This window comes from Kitasatospora viridis (assembly GCF_007829815.1).
GTDB lineage: Bacteria > Actinomycetota > Actinomycetes > Streptomycetales > Streptomycetaceae > Kitasatospora > Kitasatospora viridis.
Map to the genome: position 1 here is coordinate 5,783,695 of NZ_VIWT01000001.1, position 23,569 is coordinate 5,807,263.

Annotated in this window: 21 protein-coding genes and 1 riboswitch; of the genes, 10 read left to right on the forward strand and 11 right to left on the reverse strand. The window is 72.8% G+C overall.

Annotated features, from left to right (window positions below; genetic code table 11):
- Position 1 precedes the first annotated feature (1 nt).
- Positions 2–688: an alpha/beta fold hydrolase gene (locus tag FHX73_RS25970; protein ID WP_145907540.1), complete on the reverse strand. Its 687-nt coding sequence runs from the start codon at positions 686–688 to the stop codon at positions 2–4.
- Positions 689–869: 181 nt separating this feature from the next.
- On the opposite strand from FHX73_RS25970, the gene FHX73_RS25975 reads away from it, so the two are divergent.
- The 5 genes from FHX73_RS25975 (at position 870) to FHX73_RS25995 (ending at position 5,632) form a co-directional block, all read left to right on the forward strand.
- Positions 870–2,114 carry an MFS transporter gene (locus FHX73_RS25975; protein ID WP_145907542.1) on the forward strand — a complete coding sequence of 415 codons (1,245 nt, stop codon included), beginning with the start codon at positions 870–872 and terminating at the stop codon, positions 2,112–2,114.
- A 231-nt stretch (positions 2,115–2,345) separates the two neighbouring features.
- Positions 2,346–2,699 (forward strand): hypothetical protein, encoded by a 354-nt coding sequence (locus tag FHX73_RS25980; protein ID WP_145907544.1) that lies wholly within the window; start codon positions 2,346–2,348, stop codon positions 2,697–2,699.
- A gap of 88 nt (positions 2,700–2,787) precedes the next feature.
- Positions 2,788–2,962, forward strand: a riboswitch (M-box (ykoK) riboswitch).
- Positions 2,963–3,245: 283 nt separating this feature from the next.
- Positions 3,246–4,904: an NRAMP family divalent metal transporter gene (locus FHX73_RS25985; protein WP_145907546.1), complete on the forward strand. Its 1,659-nt coding sequence runs from the start codon at positions 3,246–3,248 to the stop codon at positions 4,902–4,904.
- A gap of 87 nt (positions 4,905–4,991) precedes the next feature.
- The gene (locus FHX73_RS25990) at positions 4,992–5,234 is read left to right on the forward strand and encodes a hypothetical protein (RefSeq protein ID WP_145907548.1); all 243 of its coding nucleotides are present in this window, start codon (positions 4,992–4,994) and stop codon (positions 5,232–5,234) included.
- Positions 5,235–5,260: 26 nt separating this feature from the next.
- Positions 5,261–5,632 carry a winged helix-turn-helix domain-containing protein gene (locus FHX73_RS25995; RefSeq protein ID WP_145907551.1) on the forward strand — a complete coding sequence of 124 codons (372 nt, stop codon included), beginning with the start codon at positions 5,261–5,263 and terminating at the stop codon, positions 5,630–5,632.
- Between the two features lie 70 nt (positions 5,633–5,702).
- Here FHX73_RS25995 and FHX73_RS26000 read toward each other — a convergent pair whose 3' ends face one another.
- From FHX73_RS26000 to FHX73_RS26010, 3 genes are all read right to left on the reverse strand, one after another.
- Positions 5,703–6,362, reverse strand: coding sequence for a class I SAM-dependent methyltransferase (locus FHX73_RS26000; RefSeq protein WP_145907554.1), 660 nt, complete (start codon positions 6,360–6,362; stop codon positions 5,703–5,705).
- A gap of 116 nt (positions 6,363–6,478) precedes the next feature.
- Complete coding sequence (locus FHX73_RS26005; protein WP_211786254.1) at positions 6,479–6,931, reverse strand: hypothetical protein; 453 nt, start codon at positions 6,929–6,931, stop codon at positions 6,479–6,481.
- A 49-nt stretch (positions 6,932–6,980) separates the two neighbouring features.
- On the reverse strand, positions 6,981–8,534 hold the full coding sequence (locus FHX73_RS26010) for a Na+/H+ antiporter (protein WP_145907557.1): 1,554 nt from the start codon (positions 8,532–8,534) through the stop codon (positions 6,981–6,983).
- 255 nt (positions 8,535–8,789) lie between these two features.
- Here FHX73_RS26010 and lysA point away from each other — a divergent pair, with 255 nt between their 5' ends.
- Positions 8,790–10,166, forward strand: a complete 1,377-nt coding sequence (gene lysA / locus FHX73_RS26015; protein ID WP_145907559.1) for a diaminopimelate decarboxylase — start codon at positions 8,790–8,792, stop codon at positions 10,164–10,166.
- A gap of 56 nt (positions 10,167–10,222) precedes the next feature.
- Here lysA and FHX73_RS26020 read toward each other — a convergent pair whose 3' ends face one another.
- Together FHX73_RS26020 and FHX73_RS26025 are read right to left on the reverse strand one after the other, a co-directional pair.
- Positions 10,223–11,113, reverse strand: a complete 891-nt coding sequence (locus tag FHX73_RS26020) for a carbohydrate kinase family protein (protein ID WP_145907562.1) — start codon at positions 11,111–11,113, stop codon at positions 10,223–10,225.
- Complete coding sequence (locus FHX73_RS26025; protein WP_145907565.1) at positions 11,110–12,075, reverse strand: pseudouridine-5'-phosphate glycosidase; 966 nt, start codon at positions 12,073–12,075, stop codon at positions 11,110–11,112. Before FHX73_RS26025 ends, FHX73_RS26020 begins: the two co-directional genes overlap by 4 nt.
- A 330-nt stretch (positions 12,076–12,405) precedes the next feature.
- Here FHX73_RS26025 and FHX73_RS26030 point away from each other — a divergent pair, with 330 nt between their 5' ends.
- Both FHX73_RS26030 and FHX73_RS26035 read left to right on the forward strand, forming a co-directional pair.
- On the forward strand, positions 12,406–14,418 hold the full coding sequence (locus FHX73_RS26030) for an Ig domain-containing protein (protein ID WP_145907568.1): 2,013 nt from the start codon (positions 12,406–12,408) through the stop codon (positions 14,416–14,418).
- 87 nt (positions 14,419–14,505) lie between these two features.
- Entirely contained in the window at positions 14,506–16,590 is a 2,085-nt protein-coding gene (locus FHX73_RS26035; RefSeq protein WP_145907570.1) for an alpha-galactosidase, read from the forward strand.
- Positions 16,591–16,616: 26 nt separating this feature from the next.
- On the opposite strand, the gene FHX73_RS26040 is transcribed toward FHX73_RS26035, so the two are convergent.
- From FHX73_RS26040 to FHX73_RS26060, 5 genes are all read right to left on the reverse strand, one after another.
- On the reverse strand, positions 16,617–18,278 hold the full coding sequence (locus FHX73_RS26040; protein ID WP_246213719.1) for a condensation domain-containing protein: 1,662 nt from the start codon (positions 18,276–18,278) through the stop codon (positions 16,617–16,619).
- Positions 18,275–19,150 (reverse strand): class-II aminoacyl-tRNA synthetase family protein, encoded by an 876-nt coding sequence (locus tag FHX73_RS26045; RefSeq protein WP_145907572.1) that lies wholly within the window; start codon positions 19,148–19,150, stop codon positions 18,275–18,277. The genes FHX73_RS26040 and FHX73_RS26045 overlap by 4 nt, the downstream gene beginning before the upstream one ends.
- A gap of 59 nt (positions 19,151–19,209) precedes the next feature.
- Complete coding sequence (locus FHX73_RS26050) at positions 19,210–20,115, reverse strand: 2-hydroxy-acid oxidase (RefSeq protein WP_145907575.1); 906 nt, start codon at positions 20,113–20,115, stop codon at positions 19,210–19,212.
- A 4-nt stretch (positions 20,116–20,119) separates the two neighbouring features.
- The gene (locus FHX73_RS26055; RefSeq protein WP_145907579.1) at positions 20,120–20,428 is read right to left on the reverse strand and encodes a phosphopantetheine-binding protein; all 309 of its coding nucleotides are present in this window, start codon (positions 20,426–20,428) and stop codon (positions 20,120–20,122) included.
- Positions 20,429–20,511: 83 nt separating this feature from the next.
- Positions 20,512–21,366, reverse strand: a complete 855-nt coding sequence (locus FHX73_RS26060) for a 3-oxoacyl-[acyl-carrier-protein] synthase III C-terminal domain-containing protein (protein ID WP_246213720.1) — start codon at positions 21,364–21,366, stop codon at positions 20,512–20,514.
- 390 nt (positions 21,367–21,756) lie between these two features.
- Here FHX73_RS26060 and FHX73_RS26065 point away from each other — a divergent pair, with 390 nt between their 5' ends.
- The gene (locus FHX73_RS26065; RefSeq protein WP_246213901.1) at positions 21,757–22,704 is read left to right on the forward strand and encodes an ATP-binding cassette domain-containing protein; all 948 of its coding nucleotides are present in this window, start codon (positions 21,757–21,759) and stop codon (positions 22,702–22,704) included.
- A 91-nt stretch (positions 22,705–22,795) separates the two neighbouring features.
- A complete protein-coding gene (locus FHX73_RS26070) occupies positions 22,796–23,554 on the forward strand; it encodes an ABC transporter permease (RefSeq protein WP_145907586.1) in 759 nt (252 codons plus the stop codon).
- Positions 23,555–23,569: the final 15 nt, after the last annotated feature.

A 23,569-nucleotide genomic window follows, 5' to 3' on the forward strand; every position in this document is an offset into this window, starting at 1 on the left:
CTTACGCCTCCAGGCTCTTGGCGGCGTCCCGGATGACGTCGAGGACGAAGTCGGGGTGCGACAGCATGGGCACGTGGCTGCTGTCGACGTCGTGGGTCTTGGCGCCCATGCGCTCGGCGGCGGCCCGCTCCAGGTCGGGGCTCACGGTGCGGTCGTGGTTCGCGACGATGTACCAACTCGGCTTCGTGCGCCAGGCGGTGCCGGGGACCTGCTGGGCGAACAGGTCGGGCACGGGCACGGCGCCGGTCGCGTGGACGAGCTTCTGCTCGGCGGCGGGCAGGTCGCGGCAGAAGTCGGCGAGGCCCGACTCGCGCAGCCAGATCCGGCCGTCGGAGACGTCGAGCTGCTCGAAGACGGGCATGGTGGGGTACTTGGCCTGCTGGTCCTGCGAGGTCTCGTCCTCGTCGGGGGCGAGCGCGGCGATGTAGACCAGGGCGCCGACGCGGTCGTGGACGCCGGCCTTGGTGATCAGGGTCCCGCCGTAGGAGTGGCCGACCAGCACGACCGGGCCGGGCACGTGCTCGATGGCGCGGGTGACGCAGGCGACGTCGCCCGCGAGCGAGTCGAGGCCGTGCTGCGAGCTGTAGACCTGGTGGCCCTCGGCCTGGAGCGCGGGGATGAGCTTGTTGAAGCACGACCCGTCGGCCCAGAGTCCGTGGGCGAAAACGATGCTGGCCCTGCTGGCCATGACGTCCTCCTTGGTAGGTGTCAGGCCACGACGGTATCCCACGTTAGGTGACTACCTGATTACCCTCGGTTGGCAAGTCTGCTCGTCTTCCGGTGCGAATATCCCGTCTATATGTGCGCAGGTGCGCACATGAGATATGCTCGGCGCACCGTGCTGGCGCCTACCCCTGCCGAGGTGTGCCGTGTTTGGGCTCTTCCGCCACCGTACGTACCGTCATCTCTTCGCCGCCCAGGTCATCGCGCTGACCGGGACCGGCCTGGCCACCGTCGCGCTGAGCCTGCTCGCCTACGGGCTGGCCGGGGCGCGGGCCGGGGAGGTGCTGGGGACGGCGCTGGCGATCAAGATGGTCGCGTTCGTCGGGTTCGCCCCGCTGGTCGGCGCGCACGCGCACCGGCTGCCGCGCCGGGTGCTGCTGGTCGGCGCCGACCTGATCCGGGCCGGGGTGGCGCTGGCGCTGCCGTTCGTCGACCGGGTCTGGCAGGTGTACCTGCTGATCTTCGTGCTGCAGGCGGCCTCGGCCGCGTTCACCCCCGCCTTCCAGTCGCTGGTGCCCGAAGTGCTCACCGAGGAGCGGGAGTACACCCGGGCGCTCTCGCTGGCCAGCCTCGCCTACGACCTGGAGAACCTGTGCAGCCCCGCGCTGGCCGCCGGGCTGCTCGCCGTGCTGACGTACCACCAGCTCTTCTTCGGCACCGTGGTCGGCTTCCTCGCCTCGGCCGCGCTGGTGGTCTCGGCCGTGCTGCCGAAGCCGGTGCGGCGGCCGGTCGAGGGCGGGGCGCTGGCCCGGTCCACCGCAGGGGTGCGGCTGCTCTGGCGCGAACCCCGGCTGCGGGCGCTGCTCGCGCTCAACCTCGCGGTGGCGGCCGGGGGAGCGGTGGTCTACGTGAACACCGTGGTGTACGTGCGGCACCAACTGCACCTGGGAGCGGGCGCGGTGGCGTTCGCGCTGGGCGCCTACGGGGCCGGGTCGATGACGGCCGCGCTGCTGCTGCCCCGGGTGCTGGAGCGGGTGTCGGACCGGGTCGTGCTGCTCGGCGGCGGCTTCGCGATCGCGGCGCTCTTCGTGCCGCTGACCGGCCTCACCATGGCCGGCGGGCGCGGGAGTTGGCAGTGGCCGACGCTGCTTGCAGTGTGGGCGGCGCTCGGCGCGGCCTGTGCCTCGGTCAACGCGCCGGCGGGCCGGCTGATCCGACGCTGCGTCAGCGCGGAGCGGCGGGCCGACGCGTTCGCCGCCCAGTTCTCGCTCTCGCACAGCTGCTGGCTGCTCACCTATCCGCTCGCGGGCTGGCTCGGCGCCACGGCGGGCCTGGCGGCGGCGGTGCTCGCCCAGGGGGCCCTCGCGGCGGTCGCGGCGGTCGCGGCGGCGCGGATCTGGCGCCCGGAGCGGAGCCCGGCCCGGCGGGTGCGCCCACTGGTGGCCGCCTGACGGAGCGGGCCCACCCTGCGGAGTCGACGCCCCGTCACAGCGGCGCCGGGATCGGAGACGGGCGCCGCGGCGAACAGTACGGCCCAGCTCTCGCGAACGCTGTCAAGGCGGCGGTGACGACACAAACGGTGGCTATAGTGGCGACCGCCTTCCGGCATCCCGTTCGATCAACGCTGGTCGACGGCGTCCTCGACGTACCGTCAACTCGCGTGCGCACACCGGAGGTTGGCCATGTCCATCCTGACCATCGCGCGACACGTCCGGCACCAGCCGGCCGCAGCGCAGCACCACCCGCAGCACCACCCGCAGGACCGGGGCCCGCAGCCGCGCGGCTGTCTGCGGCTCACCCTGCGCGACGGCGCGGCCCGGCTCTACCTGCTGGACGCCCGCGACTTCGCCGCCACCACCTCGCCCGAGGTGGCGTACGACGCCCGGATCCACACCGCCTACCTGCTCGCGGTGCAGGGCCACCGCCCCGAGTGGCTGGCCCAGCACCTCGACCTGCCGGTCGACGCGGTCCGCCGGATCGCCGAGCACGCCGCGCAGTTCGGCCCGGCCGGCCCGGGCACCCGACCGCCTGAGTAGCAATCAGGTCGTCAAAACTCCGTAAAGGGCTGAAGTGGTTGCCCGAACATGGAGTAACCTTGTTGTGGTTTTGCAGTGGATCCAAAAACAGGCACCTCGTTCGGTGAGGCGTCTTCGCGGACACAGGCCACTGACCCCACGACGTCGAGAGACGCCCAGGGTCAGGACAGATCTTCCCGACCTAAGGGTTGATCCCAAGTGGCTGCCCACTCCGGTGGGAGTACGCCGTGAAGTGCCAAAGCTCTGACGAGTTGGGGTGAGCCAGTAGGCCGTCGTGCGCACTGGCGAACTCCTTGCCGTGTCGATGACACACGCCACGGGGCGTGTGCGACCGGGAGGAGGCGAGAGACATGGACTGCAGTAGTCCGGGCCACAGTTGCCCCTACCCCCGCCTGTCCTCGTACTCCTACGGCACGCGGTAACCACCTTCTCTGCGCCTTCGTCCGACACGACGTCAGTTCGTGCTGCCCGGACGGCCCTCGCAGGGCGGATCGCTGCTGCCTGCCACCGACCTCCCCCGTCATCGGGGGGCCAGGGAGGCCTGCCATGACCGACATCACCACCAAGACCGACCTCACCGCCGGGGTTCCGGCACCCCGCGCCGCCGTTCTGGACGACGCGCACATCGGTGACATCAAGGGTGCTCTGGGCACCATTCGTTTGGACGACGACGCTCCGCGCAAGGGGTTGTCGGCGAAGTTGAAGACGTTGCTGGCCATTGTGGGGCCGGGCCTGATCGTGATGGTCGGGGACAACGACGCGGGTGCGTTCTCGACGTACGGTCAGGCGGGGCAGAACTACGGCACGAGCCTGCTGTGGACGCTGCTGCTGCTGGTTCCGGTGCTGTACGTGAACCAGGAGATGGTGCTGCGCCTGGGTGCGGTGACCGGGGTGGGGCACGCCCGGCTGATCCTGGAGCGGTTCGGGAGGTTCTGGGGCGCGTTCAGTGTGATCGACCTGTTCCTGTTGAACGCGTTGACGCTGGTGACGGAGTTCATCGGGGTGACGCTGGCGGCGGGGTACCTGGGGCTGCCGAAGGTGGCGTCGGTGGTGCTGGCGGCGGCGATCATCATCGCGTCGGCGTTCACGGGTTCGTTCCGGCGGTTCGAGCGGATCGCGGTGGCGCTGTGCGCGGGTTCGCTGCTGCTGGTCCCGATCTACTTCATGGTGCACCCGAAGAGCTCGCAGATGGGCCACGACTTCGTGGTGCCCAACATGCCGGGCGGTACGGGGCAGTTGGCGACGGTGATGCTGCTGATCATCTCGATCGTGGGTACGACGGTGGCGCCGTGGCAGCTGTTCTTCCAGCAGAGCTACGTGATCGACAAGCGGATCACGCCGCGGTTCATGAAGTACGAGAAGGTCGATCTGTGGATCGGCATCGTGATCGTGGTCGTGGGTGCGGCGGCGATGATGGGGTTCGCGGCGGCGGCGTTCGCGGGCACGGACGGGTTCGGGCAGTTCTCGGACGCGGCCGGGGTGGCCAGGGGGTTGGAGGCGCACGCGGGCAAGCTGGTGGGTGTGCTGTTCGCGATCGCGCTGCTGGACGCCTCGATCATCGGTGCGTTCGCGGTGTCGCTGTCGACGGCTTATGCGATCGGTGACGTGTTCGGGATCAAGCACTCGCTGCACCGGGGGATCGGTGGGGCGAAGGGGTTCTACGCGGTGTACGCGGGTCTGGTGTGTGCGGCGGCGGGGATCGTGCTGGTGGCCTCGGACCACACGCTGGGTCTGTTGACGCAGGGTGTGCAGGTGTTGGCGGGGGTGTTGCTGCCGTCGGCGTCGGTGTTCCTGCTGCTGCTGTGCAACGACCGTCAGGTGCTGGGGCCGTGGACGAACGGGCCGAAGACGAACGCGTTCACGTCCGCGGTGGTGGGTGTGCTGGTGACGCTGTCGATCATCTTGACCGCGTCGGTGCTGTTCCCGGACATCTCCTCGGGCGCGATCCTGGACATCATGGCCGGCTGCGGTGTGGTGGGTGTGCTGGCGGCGGGCTTCGCCTTCACCCGCAAGCGCACCGCGACCAAGGAGGACCCGATCGACCGTACCGGCCGGGACACTTGGCGGATGCCGCCGCTGGAGACGCTGACGATGCCGGTGATGTCGACGGGTCGCAAGATCGGCATGGGCGCCCTGCGCGGGTACCTGTTCATCGCGATGATCCTGGTCGTCATCAAGCTGGTGCAGTCCGCCCTCGCCCACTGACACCCACTCAACTCCCTTTTCCCCCATCAGTTCTGTCCATGGGCGTGTTCGGCATGCCCGCAGACCCGGTCACGGAGGTGACACCAGATGTCCGTCATTGCCTCGTTCCAGTCCGTCCAGCTGAGCCGCCCGCGCACCCGCTCGTTGCGCGCCGCGTTCGCCCAGGCCGTCCAGCGCCTCGCTGAGAGCCCGTTCGACAGTCCGGTGCTGCACGCCGTCACCCCCGACGGGCCGCAGGGCGGTTCGCGTCGGCTGCGGGCCCGTTGGGAGTCGGTCACCGCCGCCGACGGGGCCACCCGGTTGGCCTGCCGCTGGACCGCCGACCGCTGAACCCGCACCACCCAAGGAGCTTCGACATGGCCATCCGCTACCCCCGACTCGACGTCGTCTTCTCGGCGAACCACCCCGACGTTCCCCGGACCGAGCTGCCCGGCCTGGTGGTCGACGTCGACCAGCGCACCGTCCTGGTGGACGGGCGCCCGATAGAGCTGCCGTTCCTGGAGTTCGAACTGCTCGCCCACCTGGTGGCCAGCCCGCTGCGGGTGCACTCCCGCGGCCAGCTGATGGAGGCGATCTGGGGCCGCCCCGACAACGGCGACACCCGCACCATCGCCACCCACATCGCCCGGATCCGCCGCAAGCTCGGCCCGGGCCACCGGGACGCGATCGCGACGGTCCGTCAGGTCGGCTACAAGTACGACCCGCGCCTCGTGCAGGCGGCGGCCTAGGGCGCGCGCCCCGCCGATCCTGCGCCTATGGTGCGCCTATGTTGCGCCTGCGCAGGATCGGCGGGACCGGTCAGACCAGACCCTGGTTCGACTCGCGCGACATCGTGACCCGCCACAGCCGGCGCGGCAGGGCGCCCTCCTCGAACGGCTGGACCTCCCGCAGGTCCCAGCCCTCGGCCAGGGCGTCCACCAGTTCGCGCGGGAAGAAGTGCACGGCGAAGCCGCCGTGCTCCCAGATGTCGTCCCCGTGGCCGGTGCCCGCGCCGTAGTGGGCGTCGCCGGTGTGGCGCACGGTGTAGACGAAGCTGCCGCCCGGCCGCAGCACCCGGCGCACCTCGGCGGTCAGCGCGTGCAACTCCGCGGTGCGCAGCGCCATGCAGAGCAGCATGTGCGCGAAGACGGCGTCCACCGAGGAATCGGCCAGCGGAAGCGGCGTGCGCACATCGTGCGCCACGGTGCGCAGCCGACCCGACAACCCGTCATGCGCCGCGGCATCGGCGAGCTGGTTGAGCCCGACGGGACTGAAGTCGGCAGCGGTCACCGAGAACCCGGCCCGGGCCAGGTACAGCGCATCCCGCCCGTGCCCGGCCCCCAACTCCAACACCTCGCGGGCACCAGCCGCACGGAACGCCTCGGCCGCGTGCACCGCCGGCTCGGACGGCTCCGGCCCGTACATCTCCGGATGCTCGTCGTACGTCCGTTCCCAGTGCTCCCGCTGTCCCTCGACCATGCGGGGCAGCCTAACCGAGCCCGCTCGCCGACAACGTGAGCGCCGCGACCGCTCCTGACCAGGATCGACGTCCCAAGGGTGCCCTGTCAGGCTGCCCGGAATGGCGCTCTGGGGTCCTACGAACCACCGGCGTTCCCCCAGCGGGAGTGGGCGCGTTCGAGCTCGGTCAGGTAGTGGGCGAGCTCGAAGCGCACCTCCCAGATGGGCGCGCGGTCCGCGCCGGGGTACATCAGGTCGCTCCAGATGACGGTCCCGCCCCGCATCCGGATCCGGATCTCGACTCCGAAGGAGTTGCTGGAGCCCAGGGGCGGGTCGGCCACGGTCACCGTGCGGGCGCGGTCAGTCGGGTAGAGCGGCCCGCCGGGGCTGAGCAGCAGGTGCGGCGGAATGCCGACGGCGCCGCTGTGGCTGCGCTCGATCAGGTCCAGGCCGTCGACGAAGAGGTACGTGTGGACGGCAGCGCACGCCGGCGGTCCGGGGCAGGTGCCGATCAGCAGGTGGCTGACCGGGGCGGGCCCCGGGTGTTCGGGCGGGGTCGCGCGCACCACGCCCGGCGGCTTACGCGGCATCGGACCTCGGTGACCTCATGGAGCCGATCCTAGAGGCGCCCGGGGGTCATCACACCGTCCCCAGCGCCGCCTCCTCCAGGTCCAGGTCGCGCTGGAGTTGGCGGCGGGTGGTGTCGCTGATCCGGTGCGTGTCGTAGAGGCGGTGGAGTTCGGCGCTCTGCACCTCGATGACCTCGCGGCGCAGGTCGCGGTAGGCGAGGAGGGTGGGGGCGGAGGCGTCGGGTTCGGCGGTGTCCTCGGCGTGGTGCAGGCGGGCCTGGAGGCTGCGTCGCACGCGGTCCAGGAGGTGTTCCGGGGTGGATTCCAACTCGGCGAGGGCGTCGAGGTGTTCGAGGCCGGCGTGGGCCAGGCTGGCGCGGGCCTGCTGCTCCTCGCGCAGGGTGTGCTCGGGTTCGAGGGCGAGGCCGGAGCGGGTGACCAGTGGGGCCAGGCTCAGCCCCTGCACCACCAGGGTGAAGACGACGACGGCGGTGGTGAGCACCAGGACCAGCGGCCGGCCGGGCAGGGCGGCGCCGTCGGCGGCGGTCAGCGGGATGGACAGGGCGGCGGCCAGCGGCATCACGCCCCGGGTGCCGGCCCAGCTGACCACGCCGGCTATCCGCCAGGAGGGCCGCCCGCCGCTGGGGCGCAGCGCGGTGGACAGCGGCAGCATCCAGAGCACCCGCAGGGCGACCAGGGCCGCCGCCACGACCAGTGCCTGGAGCGGCCAGAGGCCGGTGCCGGCGGGCAACTCGCGGACCATGGTGGGCAGTTCCAGGCCGACCAGGCTGAACACCACGCTCTCCAGCAGGAAGATCACCACGGCCTGGACGGCGTGCAGCTGGAGCCGGATCCGGGCGTCGGTGAGCCGGTGGCCGGAGCGGCCGAGCAGCACCCCGGCGACCACCACGGCGGTCACGCCCGAGGTGTGCGCGCCCTCCGCCAGCACGTACGCGCCGTACGGGGTGACCAGGGCGATCACGGTCTCCAGCACCGGGTCGGTGGTGCGCCGGCGGATCTGGGTGACGACCGCGGCCACCGCCGCGCCGATCAGGCTGCCGCCGCCGGCCAGCAGCAGGAACTCGCCGACCGCGCCGCCCCAGCTGAACGCGGAGGAGGCCACCGCGACGGTGACCGCGACCCGGAAGAGCACCAGCGAGGTGGCGTCGTTGAACAGGCTCTCGGCCTGCACCAGCACCTGCACCCGGCCGGGCAGCGCGAGCCGGCGGCCGAGCGCGCTGACCGCGACCGGGTCGGTGGAGGCGAGCACCGCGCCGAGCACGAAGGCGGTCGGCAGCGGCAGCGGGGTGAGCCAGGCGGCCAGCCCGGCCACGGCGGCCGCCGAGGCCAGCACCAGGCCGAGCGCGAGCCCGGTGACGGGGCGCCAGACGGTGCGCAGGTCGCGCAGCGAGAGCTCCTCGGCGGAGGCGTGCAGCAGCGGCGGCAGCACCACCAGGCCGATGGTCTCGGGCGCGATGTGCAGTGCGGGGGTGCCGGGCACCAGCGCGACGGCGAGGCCGGCCAGCACGAGCAGGGAGGGGGCGGGGATCCGCCATCGCCGGGCGCCGGTCGCCACACTCGTCGCCAGCACCACCAGGAGCAGGACAGTTCCGACCGCGCGCATGGACCGAGACCTCGGGCTTCGTTCTCGGGGTCGCTGTCGGCGACCGCCGCAGTCCGTCCCCCGGCCGACCAGACTTCCCGGCACACCAGGGTCGTATTTTAACAAGTTCTTACTGCGCCTCCGAGCCAATATCCGGCAAAGCGTCAACTCGACGTCAAAACCGCGGGCGTTCGCGTACGCCGTTCGTCAAAGCGGCTGCGCGGGCGGTGGGCCCGGCGCTGAACTGGGGACACGCACCAGTCAGAGGAGCAGCCGATGACCACCGTCGCCACCACCGGGCCGAGCGCCGCCGCCGCACCGACCGCCACCGCGTCGACCGCCGGGACGCCCACCGCCCCCGGCTCGCCCTGGCCGGCCTCCACCCGCACCCGGCCCGGCGGCGACCTCGCGGTCGGCGGGGTCGGCCTGGCGGAGGCCGCCGACCGGTTCGGCACCCCGCTCTACCTGCTCGACGAGCAGGAGCTGCGCGCCCGGGCGCGGGCCTACCGCGCCGCCCTGCCGCACGCCGAAGTGCACTACGCCGCCAAGGCCTTCCTGTGCAGCGCGGTGGCGAACTGGGTCGAGGAGGAGGGGCTCGGGCTGGACGTCTGCTCGGTCGGCGAGCTCCAACTGGCCGCCGCGGCCGGGTTCCCGCCGCAGCGGATGCTGCTGCACGGCAACGCCAAGAGCCCCGAGGAGCTGCGGCTGGCGCTGCGGCTGCGAGTCGGACGGATCGTCATCGACGGGCTGGCCGAGATCCCCCGGCTCGCCGCGCTGACCGTGGCGGACGAGCCGCAGCGGGTGCTGGTGCGGGTGCTGCCCGGTGTCGCGGCCGGACACCACGCGGCGGTGCGGACCGGGGTGGCCGGGCAGAAGTTCGGCTTCCCGATCGAGGGCGGCGACGCGGCCGAGGCGGTCCGCCGGGTGCTGGCCCAGCCCGGGCTGCGGCTGGCGGGGCTGCACTGCCACCTGGGCTCGCAGATCACCGATCCCGAGCCGTTCCTGGCCGCGATCGACCGGATCACCGCCCTGCTGGCCGGCATCCGGGACGAGCACGGGGTCGAGCTGCCGGAGCTGGACCTCGGCGGCGGCCACGGCGTGGCCTACCTGCCCGGCGACCCCGAGTTGGACCTGGCGGAGTACGCCCGCCTGGTCACCGCCCGGTTGGCGGCCGCCTGTGCGGCGCACGGGCTGCGGGTGCCGCGGCTGCTGGTCGAGCCCGGGCGTGCGGTGGTCGGGCCGGCCGGGGTGGCGCTGTACCGGGTGCTGGCGGTCAAGCACGGGACGGACGGGCGGGTGTTCGCGGCGGTGGACGGCGGGATGAGCGACAACCCGCGCCCGGCGCTCTACGGCTCCCGGTACACGGCGCGCCTGGTCGGCCGCGCCTCGCACGCGGAGCCGGTGCCGATCGACGTGGTCGGCCGCCACTGCGAGGCGGGCGACGTGCTGGTGCCCGGCGCCCACCTCCCCGCCGACCTGCGCCCCGGCGACCTGCTCGCCGTTCCGGTGGCCGGCGCCTACCAGCTCTCGATGGCCTCCACCTACAACCTGGTCGGCCGGCCCGCGCTGATCGCGGTGCGCGACGGCCGGGCCCGCCAACTGCTGCGCCGCGAAACGGTGGAGGACTTCCTGCGCCGCGAAGTCGGCCGCTGAGAAACAGTCTGACGGTCAATCAGAAAAGGCCCGCTGACAGGCATCCCGACGATCCGTCAGAACCGCTCGGGCCGACCGCCGACCACCTCGACCGCCCGGGCGCCGGCCAGGCACCCGGCCGCCAGCGCCCGCTGCTGGTCGGCGCCCGCGAGCAGCGCGGTCAGGTAGCCGCCGGCGAAGGCGTCGCCCGCGCCGGTGCTGTCCACCGCCCGGGCCGCCGTGCCGGGTGCCCGGGCGATCACCGCGCCGTCCCGGGCGGCGACCGCGCCGTCCGGGCCGAGCTTGACCACGGCCGTGCCGACCCGGTGGCTGAGCGCCCGCGCCGCCGCCTCCGGGTCCTGCTCGCCGCTGAGCAGCCGGGCCTCGGCCAGGTTGGGCAGCAGCAGGTCGACGTCGGCCGCGGTGGCCCAGAAGGACGCCGTCCCGAGCTCGGTCAGGAAGCCGGTGGAGGCCGGATCCACGCAGACCGGCACCCCGGCCGCCCGTGCCTCGTGGATCGCGAGGCGGGCCAACTCCCGTCCGGCGGGCGGGAAGAACAGGTAGCCGGAGAGGTGCAGCAGGCCGGCCCCGGCGAGCAGTCCGGGCAGCCAGTCGGCGGTGCAGAGCGCGGCGGCGGCCCCGCCGTCGGTGACGAAGCTGCGCTCGGCGGCGGAGTCCACCAGGGCGATCACCACGCCGGTGGAGAGCCGCTGGTCCACCACCAGGTGGGCCGAGACCCCGGCGGCGGTCAGCGCCGAGCGGTGCCAGTCGGCCGAGTCGGCGCCCACCCGGGCCAGTAGCCGCACCTCCCGGCAGCCCGAACTGACTGCCCAGGCAGCGGTGTTGCCGGCCGATCCGCCGGGCTGCACGGAGATCCGGGCGGCAGTGTCGGTCTGCGCGGCGAGCGGGGCGCGGTGGCGGGCCACGATGTCGGTGACCACGTCGCCGATCACCAGCAGCGGCTTCACCCGGCGGTCCGCAGGGGGGCGGTCCGGTCGGTGGCGGCCCAGGCGGTGGCGATCCGGGCGCCGAGCCGCACGTTGCCGCGCACCGCCGCCAGGTTGGCCTCCAGCGAGGCGCTGCCGGTGTGGCCGACCAGGTGGGCGAGCAGGAACGGGGTGACGGCCTGGCCGGTGATCCCCTTCAGCTCGGCGGCGGCCAGGCCGTCGGCCACCACCTGGTCGTGCAGCGCGGGGTCCAACTGCTGTGCGGGCGGCACCGGGTTGGCCACCACCAGGGCGCCCGGCGGGCCGTCCAGCGCGTCCTGCGCCCGCATCGCGGCGACCACCGTGTGCGGGTCGTCGACCCGCCAGCCGAGCGGGTGGCCGGAGGAGGTCAGGTAGAAGCCGGGGAACTCGTCGGTGCGGTAGCCGGCCACCGCGATGCCCAGGGTCTCCATCCGCTCCAGGGTGGCGGGCACGTCGAGGATGGACTTGACGCCGGCGCAGACCACGGTGATCCGGGTGCGGGCGAGCAGCGGCAGGTCGGCGGACTCGTCCTGGCTGGTCACCCAGTCCCGGTGCACCCCGCCGAGCCCGCCGGTGGCGAAGACCCGAAGTCCGGCCCGGGCGGCCAGGAAGGCGGTGGCGGAGACGGTGGTCGCGCCGCTCGCCCCGGTGGCCACGGCGAGCGGGAGGTCGCGCTGGGCGAGCTTGCGCAGTCCGTCCTGGTTCGCGATCCGGTCGAGCCCGGCCCGGTCCAGGCCGATCCGCGGCTGCCCGTCCAGGACGGCGACGGTCGCGGGCACGGCGCCGTGTTCGCGGGCCAGTTCCTCCAGTTCGAGCGCGACGGCGAGGTTGCGCGGCCGCGGCAGGCCGTGCGCGATGATCGTGGACTCCAGGGCGAGCACCGGGCGGCCGTCGTCGAGGGCGGCCCGGACCTCGGGGGAGTACCGGACCGCTGGGGAGCACCGGAAGGACTGTTGCGTCATCTGGGATATCTGGCGTCCGGACAGCCCCGGTAAACCTGCGGTAGCGGGTCATTGACGGACCGTTCCGCTCTGATTCGCTCAAGATCGACCAAGAATTCTGTTGGAAGTCGATTACTTGCGTCGAGTCTTGTCGGTCTACCGACAGTGCAATATCGTATGGCACTGTCGCCGCGACCCGGCGACGCGTGCAGTTCCCCCACGCAGTGCCTCGTCGACGGCACCACCTCCCCGTGCTGCCCTCGTGTCCCCCCACCGCATTCCCGTCGCCCGCCCGAGCCGCCCCATGCGCCCGGACGCGGGTGATCAACGACCCCAGAAGGAATGTGACACGTGCTCAGAAATCGAGCCCGCCTGCTGCGGCGCAGCAGGCGAACGCTCATGGTCGGCCTGACGGCCGCCATGGCAGTGACCGGCCTCGCCTTCAGCCCGCTGTCGGCGATCGCCGACCCGCACCCCGCGCTCCACGCGACCGCGCAGGCGAACGCCGAACCGGGCACCCCCGTCAGCACCCCCGCCTCGGGCGGCCCGCACAAGGCGTACGCCTTCAAGCCGGGCGCGGCGAAGGCCGGTCCGGCCGCCGCCAAGGCCTCCACCAAGACCGGCGGCAAGGTCACCCCGCAGCTGGCCGACGGCGCCGACCCGGGCAACGGCAACGACGGTGACGGCTACGTCGCCAACGAGTACGACGCGCCGATGACCTACAAGGGCGGCGAGGACTCGGCCGGTGTGATGACCGGTCCGCCGAAGGTCTACCTGGTGCTGTGGGGGTCCCAGTGGGGCACCCAGAGCACCAACTCCAGCGGTGACCTGGTCGCTTCGGGCGACCCGGACGGCGCGGCCCCGTACCAGCAGGACTTCTTCAAGGGCCTGGGCTCCTCCGGCGACGGCTGGAGCGCGGTGCTGACCCAGTACTGCGAGGGCATCCAGGCCGGCAGCATGCAGTGCCCGGCGAACGCCGCGCACATCCAGTACCCGCAGGCCGGCAGCGTGCTGGCCGGCGTCTGGCTGGACAACAGCGCCGCCGCCCCGGCGGCGGCCACCGAGCCGCAGCTCGGTGCCGAGGCGGCGGCCGCGGCGCAGCACTTCGGCAACACCACCGAGGCGCAGAACCGCAACGTGCAGTACGTGATCGACTCCGCCCAGGGAGCCGACCCGGACAAGTGGAAGGAGATCGGCTACTGCGCCTGGCACGACTTCGAGCGCACCTCGTTCGGTTCGATCTCCTACACCAACATGCCCTACCAGCCCGACGTGGCCGGCTGCGGCGCCAACTGGTTCGGTGAGAACACCCCGCGCGGTCTGCTGGACGGCTACGGCATCATCGGCGGCCACGAGTACGCCGAGACGCTGACCGACCCGAACACCCCGGGCGGCTGGACCGACGTCACCGGCCAGGAGGTCGCGGACAAGTGCGCCTGGATCCCCAAGGGTTCCAACGGCGGCCTGTTCTTCGAGAACCTCTCCACCGGCTCCTTCCCGCTGCAGACCCTGTGGTCCAACACCGACCACCTCTGCCAGTCCTCGGACCCGATCGTCACCGGCCCCACCCTCACCCTGAGCGTGATGTGCGACCGCACCGACACCCCCGGCCAGCCGGTGGACATCGGCGCGGCGGCGGCTGACAGCTCCGGTGCCGCGGTCAGCTACAGCGCGACCGGCCTGCCGAGCGGCCTGAGCATCAACTCCGGCACCGGCGTCATCTCCGGCACCAGCTCGGGCACCAACGGCTGGCAGCGGATCACCGTGAACGCCACCGACGCGGGCGGACGAACGGCCAGCACCGGGTTCTGGGAGAACGTCACCGGCGGTGCCGGCGGCTGCAACAGCGGCCCCGAGCAGCTGATCGACCCGGGCTTCGAGAACGGCTCGGCCGACGTCGACCACACCGTGATGACCGACGCCTGGGGCCCCTCCGGCTACAACATCATCACCCCGTCGAGCCTGCACGCCGCCCACTCCGGGCAGTGGTACGCCTGGCTCGGCCAGTCCGGCAGCGCGGCCGACGACTCGATCAACACCTCGCTGAACACCTACCCGGGCTACCGCAGCGCCAACTTCTCGTTCTGGCTGGACACCGAGTCCACCAACACCTCGGGGAGCAACCCGGACACCCTGCAGCTGATCGCGTACTCGCAGTACGACGGCCACGAGCTCGGTGTGGTGAAGAGCTGGAGCAGCCAGGGCGCCCAGGCCGGCTACCAGCAGCAGTCGGTCGACCTGACCCCCTTCATCCAGCAGGTCGGCTGGGGCACCACGATCAGCCTGAAGCTGGTCTCGCACGAGACCTCCGCCACCCCCGGCACCGCCTTCCTGATCGACGACGCCTCGGCGCACGAGAACTGATCCACCCCGCACCACTCCCGGCCGGGTCCACGCGACGGGCCCGGCCGGGCTCTCTCCTCCCCCCACCACTCCATCTGGAGCCCCCACATGCGCGTTTCCCCGAACCGCGTGGTCGGAGCGCTGGCCACCCTGGTCCTCGCCGCCTCCGGCCTCGGCGCCGTCTCGCTCGGCGCCGCCACCCCCGCCCTGGCCCTGGGCAACGGCAACGCCCTGACCCCGCCCATGGGTTGGAACTCCTGGAACTCGCTCGGCACCCAGGTCAACGAGCAGCAGGTCCAGCAGACCATCGACTTCATGTCGGCCAACGGCCTGGCGCAGGCCGGCTACAACACGGTGACCATCGACGACGGCTGGTCGCTGGGCTACCGCAGCAACCAGAGCGCGCCGTTCGCGAAGAACTCCGACAACGGCATGCAGCTGTACGACAACAACGGCAACCCGGTCTCCGGCAGCGACGGCACGGGCAACGACCCGACCTCCGGCCACCTGGCGCCGGACCCGCGCAACTTCCCCTCGCAGACCGTCAACGGCCAGACCATGAACGGCATCCAGTACCTGGCCTGGTACGCGCACAGCAAGGGCATGAAGTTCGGGCTGTACGCCACCGACACCTACACCACCTGTCAGGGCCACCCCGGCAGCCTGGGCCACGAGTCCACCGACGCCACCGACTTCGTCAACTGGGGCGTGGACTTCGTCAAGTACGACGACTGCCCGTACGGTCCGACCATCACCGGTCCCGACGGCTACGCCTACTACCCGCAGGGCGAGGGCAAGGAGCTCACCGAGTCCATCTACGCCCGCACCCAGACCTTCCAGCGCGCGCTGGACGCGGCCACCGCCGCGGCCGGCAAGCCGAAGGTCACCCTCAGCCTCTCCGCGCAGCCCGCGCACACCGGCATCCCGTACCTGGAGAACGCCAACGACCCGGCCCGCACCGACCCGTTGGTGGTCGCGGCCGGCACCCAGCCGCACCAGGCCCCCGGGTACTCGCCGACCGGCGTGTGGTGCGGCCAGGTCGCCAACATGTGCCGGATCGGCGGTGACCGCGACAGCGACCTGAGCGGCGTGCTGTACGACCAGCAGCTGGGCACCGCGCTGAAGTACGCGAACACCGTGCAGCCCGGCGGCTGGCACGACATGGACATGCTGTTCACCGGCTGGCAGGACGTCAACGGCGTCTACGGCGTGACCGACACCAACACGGGCGACAAGCCGTTCACCGACGACGAGTCGCGCACCGAGATGTCGATCCTCTCGATGATGGCCGCGCCGCTGATCTCCGGAGCCGACCTGCGCACCGCCGCCCAGTCCCAGCACACCGCCAGCGGCTACACCTGGTCCACCGGCATCAACTCCTCGGCCCTGTCGATCATGAAGAACCCCGACATGATCGCCATCGACCAGGACAGCCTGGGCAAGCCCGCCTCGCTGGTCGGCAACCCGCCCGCCACCTCCACCGCGCCGGTGATCCTCAAGCGCACCATGGCCAACGGCGACGTCGTCGTCGCGCTGGTCAACCAGGACCCGAACAACTGGGCCAACCCCAGCGTGGCGCTCAGCCAGCTCGGCCTGACCGCCGCCAGCTACACCTACAAGGACGTCTGGAACGGCACCACCGCCACCACCACCGGCACCATCGGCGGGAACTGGATCCCGGCCCACGGCACCGCGCTCTACCGGATCAGCGCCGCCTCCGCGACCGGCACCACCCCGAAGATCGCGAGCATCGTCGGCGACGGCAACTACCACGCGATCAGCGCGGGCGGCACCGGCGGCCAGGCGCTGGAGGTGCAGGGCGGCAACTGCTACGCGAACTCCGGCAGCAACTCCGACATCAACGCCTACCAGAGCGGCAACGCGGCCCAGCAGTGGCTCTTCACGCCGAACAACGACGGCACCGTGACGATCAGCGACAACTGCTACACCGCCACCCAGAGCCACACCGTGCTCGCCGCCGGCGGCGGGGTCGGCACCGCGTACCTGCTCCCGCCGACCGCCAACAACCCGTGGCAGGAGTGGAAGGTGATCCAGGGCGCCACCGGCATCACCATCACCAACGTCGGCAACGGCCTGACGCTGGACGTCTCCGGCACCGCCGCCGGCTCCAACGGCGTGACCAACCCGGCCAACTCCTCGGCGGCCGGCCAGAGCTGGACCGTGCTCTCCTGACCACCACCTGACGATCCGTCACAACCTCAGCGGCCGGACCCCTCACGAAGGGTCCGGCCGTCGAGCTGCATCCGGTAGAGCTGCGGTGCCATCGCCGTGTGGTGCTCCGGCAGCGCGGCGACCACCGCTCGGTGCGCCCGCTCCGGGGTGAGCGGCTCGCCGGGCCGCTCGGCCAGCACGGCAGTGAGCGGCCCGCCCTCCGGCAGCTCGATCCGGCAGGGCAGGCCGAGTGCCCCCGCCACCAGCTCCCGCACGGCCGCCAGGTCGATCCAACTGCCGTCCACCCGCCGCCAGCCCGGCCGCTCCCGCCGACCCGGCCGCAACCCGGCGAGCTCCGCCAGGCCGGTCAACTCGCCCAGGGCCACCGGGCGTTCCGCGATCAGCGCGAGCAGGCGCAGCAGCAGGCGGGCCAGCCCCTCGGCCTGCTCGCGCGGGAAGAGCACCGGATCGAGGTGCAGGCTCAGCTCCAGCACCCCGTCGACCCGCCAGATGTTGAGCATGACCCTGGTCGGGATGGTCTCGGCGGGCAGCCAGCCGAACTCCGGCTCGGCGGCGGGCAGCGGCCGGGCCCGGGCCGCGCTCTCCGGAATGGTCGCGCTCAGGTCGTTGAGCACCACGTGGCGCGGGTAGCGGGCGCCGCGCCGCAGCGCCGCGTCCTCGATCAGCTGCCAGACCGCCTCCGCGTCGAAGGTGCTGTGCCAGTAGCCGGCCAGTGCGGCGGCCTGCGTGCGGCGGGCCAACTCGTCCAGGTCCAGCGCGGGTTCGTCGAGCGGGACGGTCAGCGAGATCAGCGCGTCCTGGGCCAGGGTGCCGATGTGGTCGGCCAACGTGCGCCGGTGCCGGTTGCCGGAGAGCGCGGAGACCACCAGGGTGCGCTGGTCGGCCAGCCGGGCGACCAGCGCCGCGTAGGCGGTGAGCAGCAGGGTCGAGGTGCTCGCCCCGGTCCGCTCGACGGCGCGCGCCAGGTCCTTCGCGCCTGCGAGCGAACGCACGATCAGGGTGGGGAGTTGGGCGTCCGAGCGGGTGACCCGGTCGTCGGCGAAGACGGCCAGTGGGTCCTCGCGCAGGACCCGCTCCCAGTGCTTCAGCGCGGCGGCCGCCCGGCGCCGCCCGACCACCGAGCGCTCCTGCTCGGCCACCTCGCGCGGGCCGATCGCCGTGACCGGGGGCAGCGACTCGCCGGCCGCCAGGCGGAGCCACTCCTGGAACAGCAACGCGGTGGCCGCGCCGTCCAGTTGGGCGTGGCAGACCACCACCAGCAGGCGCACCGGCGCGCCCGCCACGGTCAGCAGGGTGCAGCGCAGCGGGAAGTCCCGGGCCAGGTCGAAGGCCCGCTGCCGCTCCCGCCAACCGAGTCGCTCGCCGTAGGCGTCGACCTCCGCGGCCGTCGGGACCGGCTCCACCGCGACCGTGAACTCCCCTTCCAACAGCTCGCGTTGGCTTTCGAAGTGGGTGCCGGGGAAGACCGTGCGCAGCGCCGGGTGGCGCTCGGCCAGGGTGCGCAGCGCGCCCAGCGCGGCGGGCAGCCCGGTGCCCGGGGGCACCGGCCAGAGCGCCTGCTTGCTCATGTGCGCGGGCTCGTCCCGCAGCACGCAGCGCACCATGTTGTCCTGACCCAGCGTCAGCGGAGCGTCGCCGCCGGGGCCGGCCGCCCGGTATCGGACGGTGATCCGCTGCCCGGCGCTCACCGGTCCAGCCCCAGCTCGCCGCGGAGCCCGTCCGGCCACTGGGACGGCCGGGGGCCGTGGGCGTGCAACAGGGCGAGCGCGATCCGCTCCAGGCCGAAGGCCGTGCAGGCGGTCTGTCCCGGTGCGCCCTCGGCGGTGAAGCCGAAGGCCTCGCCGAAGTGGTCCTTGTGGATGTTGGCCGAGGCCACCGCCTGGACCAGCCCCGGGCCGAGCTCCACCCGCAGCTCGAACTTCAACTGCTGCATCCGCTGGGCGGCTTGGTAGAGCCGGGCGCTGCGGCCGAAGAACGGGTCGTCGGCCACCTCGACGGCCGGTCGCAGACCGAGCCCGGCCAGCCAGTCGCCGACCCGCCCCAGCCAGCGCTCGCGCCAGGCCAGGCAGTGCCGCTCGGTGCCGGCCGTGACCAGTTCGGCCATCCGGAAGCTGCGCAGCCGACCGGTCTCGGCGGTCAGCTCCTGCCGGAAGCAGGCGGCCTCGACGGCGAACCGCACCGGCTCGGCGAGCTCCCGCCCGGCCAGCGAGGCGTGCACCGGGTAGCAGGCGGCGGGCAGCAGCACCAGGTCGCCGATCCGCTGCTCGCGGTGCCAGTCGCCGCCGTCCGGCACCAGCGGCGCCAGTCGCGCCCACTGCGCGGGCGTGCCCTGGTAGCTGTGCACGGTGCCGAGCAGCTGTGGGAAGGCGGCGACGTAGCCGGCCTGCTCCAGGGTGCGGCGGGCGATCACCGGCGCGACGGCCAGGCGGTGGAACGGCTCGTCGGCGGCGAGGGCGGCGATGCCGGCCCGCAGGCCGGCCACCACCTGCTCGAACGGGGCGGGGAAGAGCTGCACGCCGGGCGCCCCGGTGGGCAGCGGGCGGGCGTCGTCGTCGGTCATCGGTCCACCAGGGGCTCGGAATTGACGGGTGGTCGGCGGACGCCAGGCGTCCACGTGCCTCATCGCACCACCTGAAGATGCGGCACGACCGGTCGTGCGGTTTTCTGTTCAGGGGTCCAGACCGCCAGGCTGAGGTAGCCGAGCAGCGGATCGCGGTCCGCCAGCAGCACGCTCCGCCCGGAGGCCCGCCACTGCGCCTGACGCCGCGCCAGTTCGCTCCACAGTCCGGTGAACGGTGCGCCGGGCCGGGCCCGCACGCTGCGCACCCCGGCGGGCGCGGGCACCGCGGCCAGGCCCGGGCCGAGCAGCAGCACCGGCTCGACCAGCCCGGCCAGCGCACCGCGCAGTTCGGCGTCGACCTGTTCGTCCGTCAACTCACCCTGCCGGCTGGGACCGTGCTCCGTCGGCAGGTCGAGCTCGCCCGCGCCGTCGGTCTCCCAGAGCAGCCCGACCCCGGCGTGCCGGTCCGGCCAGGGCGCCGGCCGCAGCGGCTGGTACGGCAGGTGCGCCTGCTCCACCACCAGCACCAGCGCCCGCCGCACCACCCCGCAGGCCGCGTACGCCCGGGCGATCCGCAGCGCGCTGAACACCCCGGCCGCGCCCTGGTCGCAGAGCGCGAAGGCGAGCGGCCGGCCGGGGCAGCGGGTGCTCAGGTGCACCGCCGTGGTCCGCACCGGCTGCACGTCGGGCGAGCCGAAGACCAGCACCAGCAGGTCCACCGGCCGCTCGGGCGAGGTCAGTTCGGCCACCAGGTGTTCGCCCAGCTCGGCGTAGGAGTGGCCCAGGCCGCCGGTCAGCACCGCCTCGTCGAGCGGCAGCCGGTACGGGCGCACCAGGTCCGCCGTGAAGGTCCGCAGGTCGGGGTCGCCGGCGGTCGGCGAGTGGTCCCCGAACTCCCGGGCCAGCGCCGCGCCCAGGCGCAGCCGGCCGGGGCGGTCGGCCGCGACCGCGCCGCTGCTGAACATCGGCTCACTCTTCCGGCACGGTGTTGGCGGCCACGAAGTCGGCCAGCGAGGCGACCGAGCGCAGCGCGTCCTGGTCGATCCGTTCCACGTCGATCTGGATCTCCAGCGACTCCTCCAACTCCAGGATCAGCTCCAGGGTGCTCGCCGAGGTCAGCCCGAGCTCGTCGAAGAGGCAGGCGTTCTCGGCGAGTTCGGGCAGCTCGCGGCCGAGCACCCGGGGCAGCAGCTCGCCGATCCCGGTCAGCACCCGCGAGCGCAGCAGGGGATCGGTGGCGGTGGTGGGCGAGGGCAGGGCGGGGGCAGGGTCCGTCACGGTCCGTCCAGGGGAGGCGGCCGCGCGGTGGTGCAGCGCCGCGCGGCGTCGGAATCGGGGAGGGACGGCGGGCCGCCGGCCGGTCAGTGCTCCAGGACCATGGCCGAGAAGGTCGCGCCGAGGCCGGCCGCCGCGATCAGGTACCGGTCGCCCGACCGGAGTAGACCACGCGCGGTGGCGGTGCGGTGGTTGATGAACGCATCCGCAGCGAAACTGTGCCCCACCTCGGGCACATTGTCCAGCACCACCCGCTCCACCGGGAACCCGGTGAGCTTGCAGAGCCGTTGCCAGGAGATCCGGTTGACGTTGTGCGGCAGCAGCAGCCGCACCGTCCGCCAGCTCTCCCCGGCCTGTTCCAGCGCGGCCTCCATCACCTCGACCATCGCGATCGGGTAGCCGCGCTGGTAGTCGGCCAGCAGCTCCCGGTCGGTGTCCAGGCGACCGTCGAACTCGCCGAGCTGGCTGCTGGCGTAGCTCAGCACCCGGTCGGCGGGCCCGTCGGCGGCGACCAGGCAGGCGGCCGCGCCCTCGCCGAACAGCGAGGTCTCCGGCACCAGTCGGGCGTGCCGGGTGAAGGTCTTCTCGCCGGCCACCAGCAGCACCAGCGCGTCCGGGTCGGGCTCGGCCGCGAGCAGCCGGCCGGCCAGGTCGATCGCCAGCAGCGAGGCGGCGCAGGCGTGGTGGGTCACGGTGAAGGCCGCCACCGGGTGCAGGCCGAACAGGTCGACCAGCTCGTGCAGCGGGTTGCGCGGGTAGGGTGCCACGACCGGCATGCTCCGGGCGTGGATCACGTATCGGACGTCGGACTCCCGGCCGCGCAGCCCGGCCAGCCCGGCGACGGCCGGTGCCAGCAGGTCGAGCAGCTCGCCGTCCGGGTCCAGCCGGACCCGGTCCAGGCCGTGGAAGCGGCGCAGCAGGGTGATCTGACGAGAGGTCAATCCGAGTCGCTCACCGAGGAGTTCGACCGGCACGGACTCGGATGGCAGATGGACGGCGACTGCCGCCAGTGCGGTCACCCGGGCTAGTATCCCCACGCCGTCGGGCCTGCACAAGATCCCCACGCTTCCCACTCCTCCCGCTGCTGGCTTTCCGGCAGAAGGCGGTGCACGCACGGCAGTTGACCGGGTTGAGCAAGCGGCTGTCCATCTCAGCTGATGGACCGGTCGGGGTGCCGGCGTCTTGGTCCAGACCATTGTTCCGGGCCGGTGGAACCCCCTATGGTGATCGCCGGGCCAGTTGGCCGACCGGGCGGCCACCCGCCGCCGAGCACCGCGCCGCGTCCTGCGGGCGACGGCCGGTCCCACCGACCACGGGAGTCTCGGTTGATCGTGACCAAGGGGCTGCGGAAGTCCTTCCAGTCCCGCCAAGGCCGCCGCACCACCACCGTCGAGGCCGTCCGCGGACTGGACCTGACGGTGGATCAGGGCGAGATCTACGGCCTGCTCGGCCCCAACGGGGCCGGCAAGACCACCACCATGCGGATGCTCGCCACGCTGATCCGCCCGGACGACGGCGAGGCCACCCTGGCCGGCGCCGACCTGCGCGGCGAGCCCGCCGAGGTGCGCCGCCGGATCGGCTACGTCTCCCAGGGCGGCGGCACCACCGACCACGCCAGCGCCCGCGAGGAGCTGGTGCTGCAGGCCAGGATGTACGGCATCACCAAGGCCGAGGCCGCCCGCCGCGCCGAACGGCTGCTCGCGGCCTTCGAGTTGACCGAGTTCGCGGACCGGCACTGCCGGACCTACTCGGGCGGCCAGCGCCGCCGGGTCGACCTCGCGCTCGGCATCGTGCACCGCCCCGACCTGCTCTTCCTCGACGAGCCCACGGTCGGCCTGGACCCGCAGAGCCGGGCCGGCGTCTGGGCCGAGGTGCGCCGGCTGCGCGCGGAGGGCATGACCGTGGTGCTCACCACCCACTACCTGGACGAGGCCGACGCGCTCTGCGACCGGATCGGCATCGTGGACCACGGCCGACTGGTCACCGAGGGCACCCCCGAGCAGCTCAAGCGGGAGATCTCCGGCGACGTGGTCGGCATCGACCTGCCCGAGGACGAGCGCGAGCCGGCCGTCGGCGTGCTCGCCGGGCTCAGCTGCCTGCGCCGGATGGAAGCCGGCGAACAGGAGGAGCTGCGGCTCTACGTGGACGACGGCGGGGCCGCCGTTCCGCTGGTGCTGCGCGAGCTCGCCGAGGCCGGCCTGACGCCCAAGCAGATCCGGCTGCACCGGCCCAGCCTGGACGACGTCTTCCTGGCCCGCACCGGACGCTCCCTCACCTGACCCTCCCGCGCTCGCTTCACCCGCTGAACTCGCTGAACACCCGCCTGACGACGACTCATCCGACAGTCCGACACCAAGGACGGAACCCGAGTTGAAACTCGCCCGGGACACCTGGCTGGTCTTCCAGCGCCAACTGCTCTTGATGGCCCGAACCCCGGTCTGGATCGCCGTCGGCGTGCTCCAACCGGTCTTCTACCTGCTGCTCTTCGCCCCGCTGCTGCGCCCCGTGCTGGCGCCGGGCGGCAGTTACGCCGACGCCTACCGGATCTACGTGCCGGGCCTGCTCACCGCCCTGGTGATCATGGGCGGCCTGTTCACCGGCTTCACCCTGCTCGGCGAACTGCGGGCCGGCATCATCGAGCGCTCCCGGGTCACTCCGGTCAGCCGGGTGGCGCTGCTGCTCGGCCGGGCGCTGCGGGAGACCGTCGCGCTGCTGGTCCAGGCGGTGATCATCACGGTGCTCGCCCTGCCGTTCGGGCTCTCGGTGCCGATCGGGCAGCTGCTGCTCGCCTACCTGCTGCTCGGCCTGATGGCGCTGATGGCCTCGGCCCTCTCCTACGGCATCGCGCTGGTGGTGCGCAGCGACGCGGCGCTGGCCCCGGTGGTGAACACCATCGCCCAGCCGATCGCCCTGCTCTCCGGCGTGCTGCTGCCGCTCGCGCTGGCCCCGCGCTGGCTGCGGGCGGTGGCCGAGTGGAACCCGTTCTACTGGGCGGTGCAGGGCATGCGGGCGCTGTTCGCCGGGCACCCTGGGGACCCGGCGGTCTGGCGCAGCCTGCTGCTGGTCGGCCTGCTGACCGTGCTCGCGGTCGGCTGGGCGGCCCGGCTCTTCGCCGACCGGGTGCGCTGAACCGCTGCTGCGCTG

Bases quoted from the DNA above. Each gene is read 5' to 3' on its own strand.
- FHX73_RS26050 (WP_145907575.1), bottom strand. From the start codon at position 20,115: ATGTTCAGCAGCGGCGCGGTCGCGGCCGACCGCCCCGGCCGGCTGCGC.
- lysA (WP_145907559.1), top strand. From the start codon at position 8,790: ATGACCACCGTCGCCACCACCGGGCCGAGCGCCGCCGCCGCACCGACC.
- FHX73_RS25995 (WP_145907551.1), top strand. From the start codon at position 5,261: ATGGCCATCCGCTACCCCCGACTCGACGTCGTCTTCTCGGCGAACCAC.
- FHX73_RS26045 (WP_145907572.1), bottom strand. From the start codon at position 19,150: ATGACCGACGACGACGCCCGCCCGCTGCCCACCGGGGCGCCCGGCGTG.
- FHX73_RS26035 (WP_145907570.1), top strand. From the start codon at position 14,506: ATGCGCGTTTCCCCGAACCGCGTGGTCGGAGCGCTGGCCACCCTGGTC.
- FHX73_RS25990 (WP_145907548.1), top strand. From the start codon at position 4,992: ATGTCCGTCATTGCCTCGTTCCAGTCCGTCCAGCTGAGCCGCCCGCGC.
- FHX73_RS25985 (WP_145907546.1), top strand. From the start codon at position 3,246: ATGACCGACATCACCACCAAGACCGACCTCACCGCCGGGGTTCCGGCA.
- FHX73_RS25970 (WP_145907540.1), bottom strand. From the start codon at position 688: ATGGCCAGCAGGGCCAGCATCGTTTTCGCCCACGGACTCTGGGCCGAC.
- FHX73_RS26005 (WP_211786254.1), bottom strand. From the start codon at position 6,931: ATGCCGCGTAAGCCGCCGGGCGTGGTGCGCGCGACCCCGCCCGAACAC.
- FHX73_RS25980 (WP_145907544.1), top strand. From the start codon at position 2,346: ATGTCCATCCTGACCATCGCGCGACACGTCCGGCACCAGCCGGCCGCA.
- FHX73_RS26025 (WP_145907565.1), bottom strand. From the start codon at position 12,075: ATGACGCAACAGTCCTTCCGGTGCTCCCCAGCGGTCCGGTACTCCCCC.
- FHX73_RS26010 (WP_145907557.1), bottom strand. From the start codon at position 8,534: ATGCGCGCGGTCGGAACTGTCCTGCTCCTGGTGGTGCTGGCGACGAGT.
- FHX73_RS26000 (WP_145907554.1), bottom strand. From the start codon at position 6,362: ATGGTCGAGGGACAGCGGGAGCACTGGGAACGGACGTACGACGAGCAT.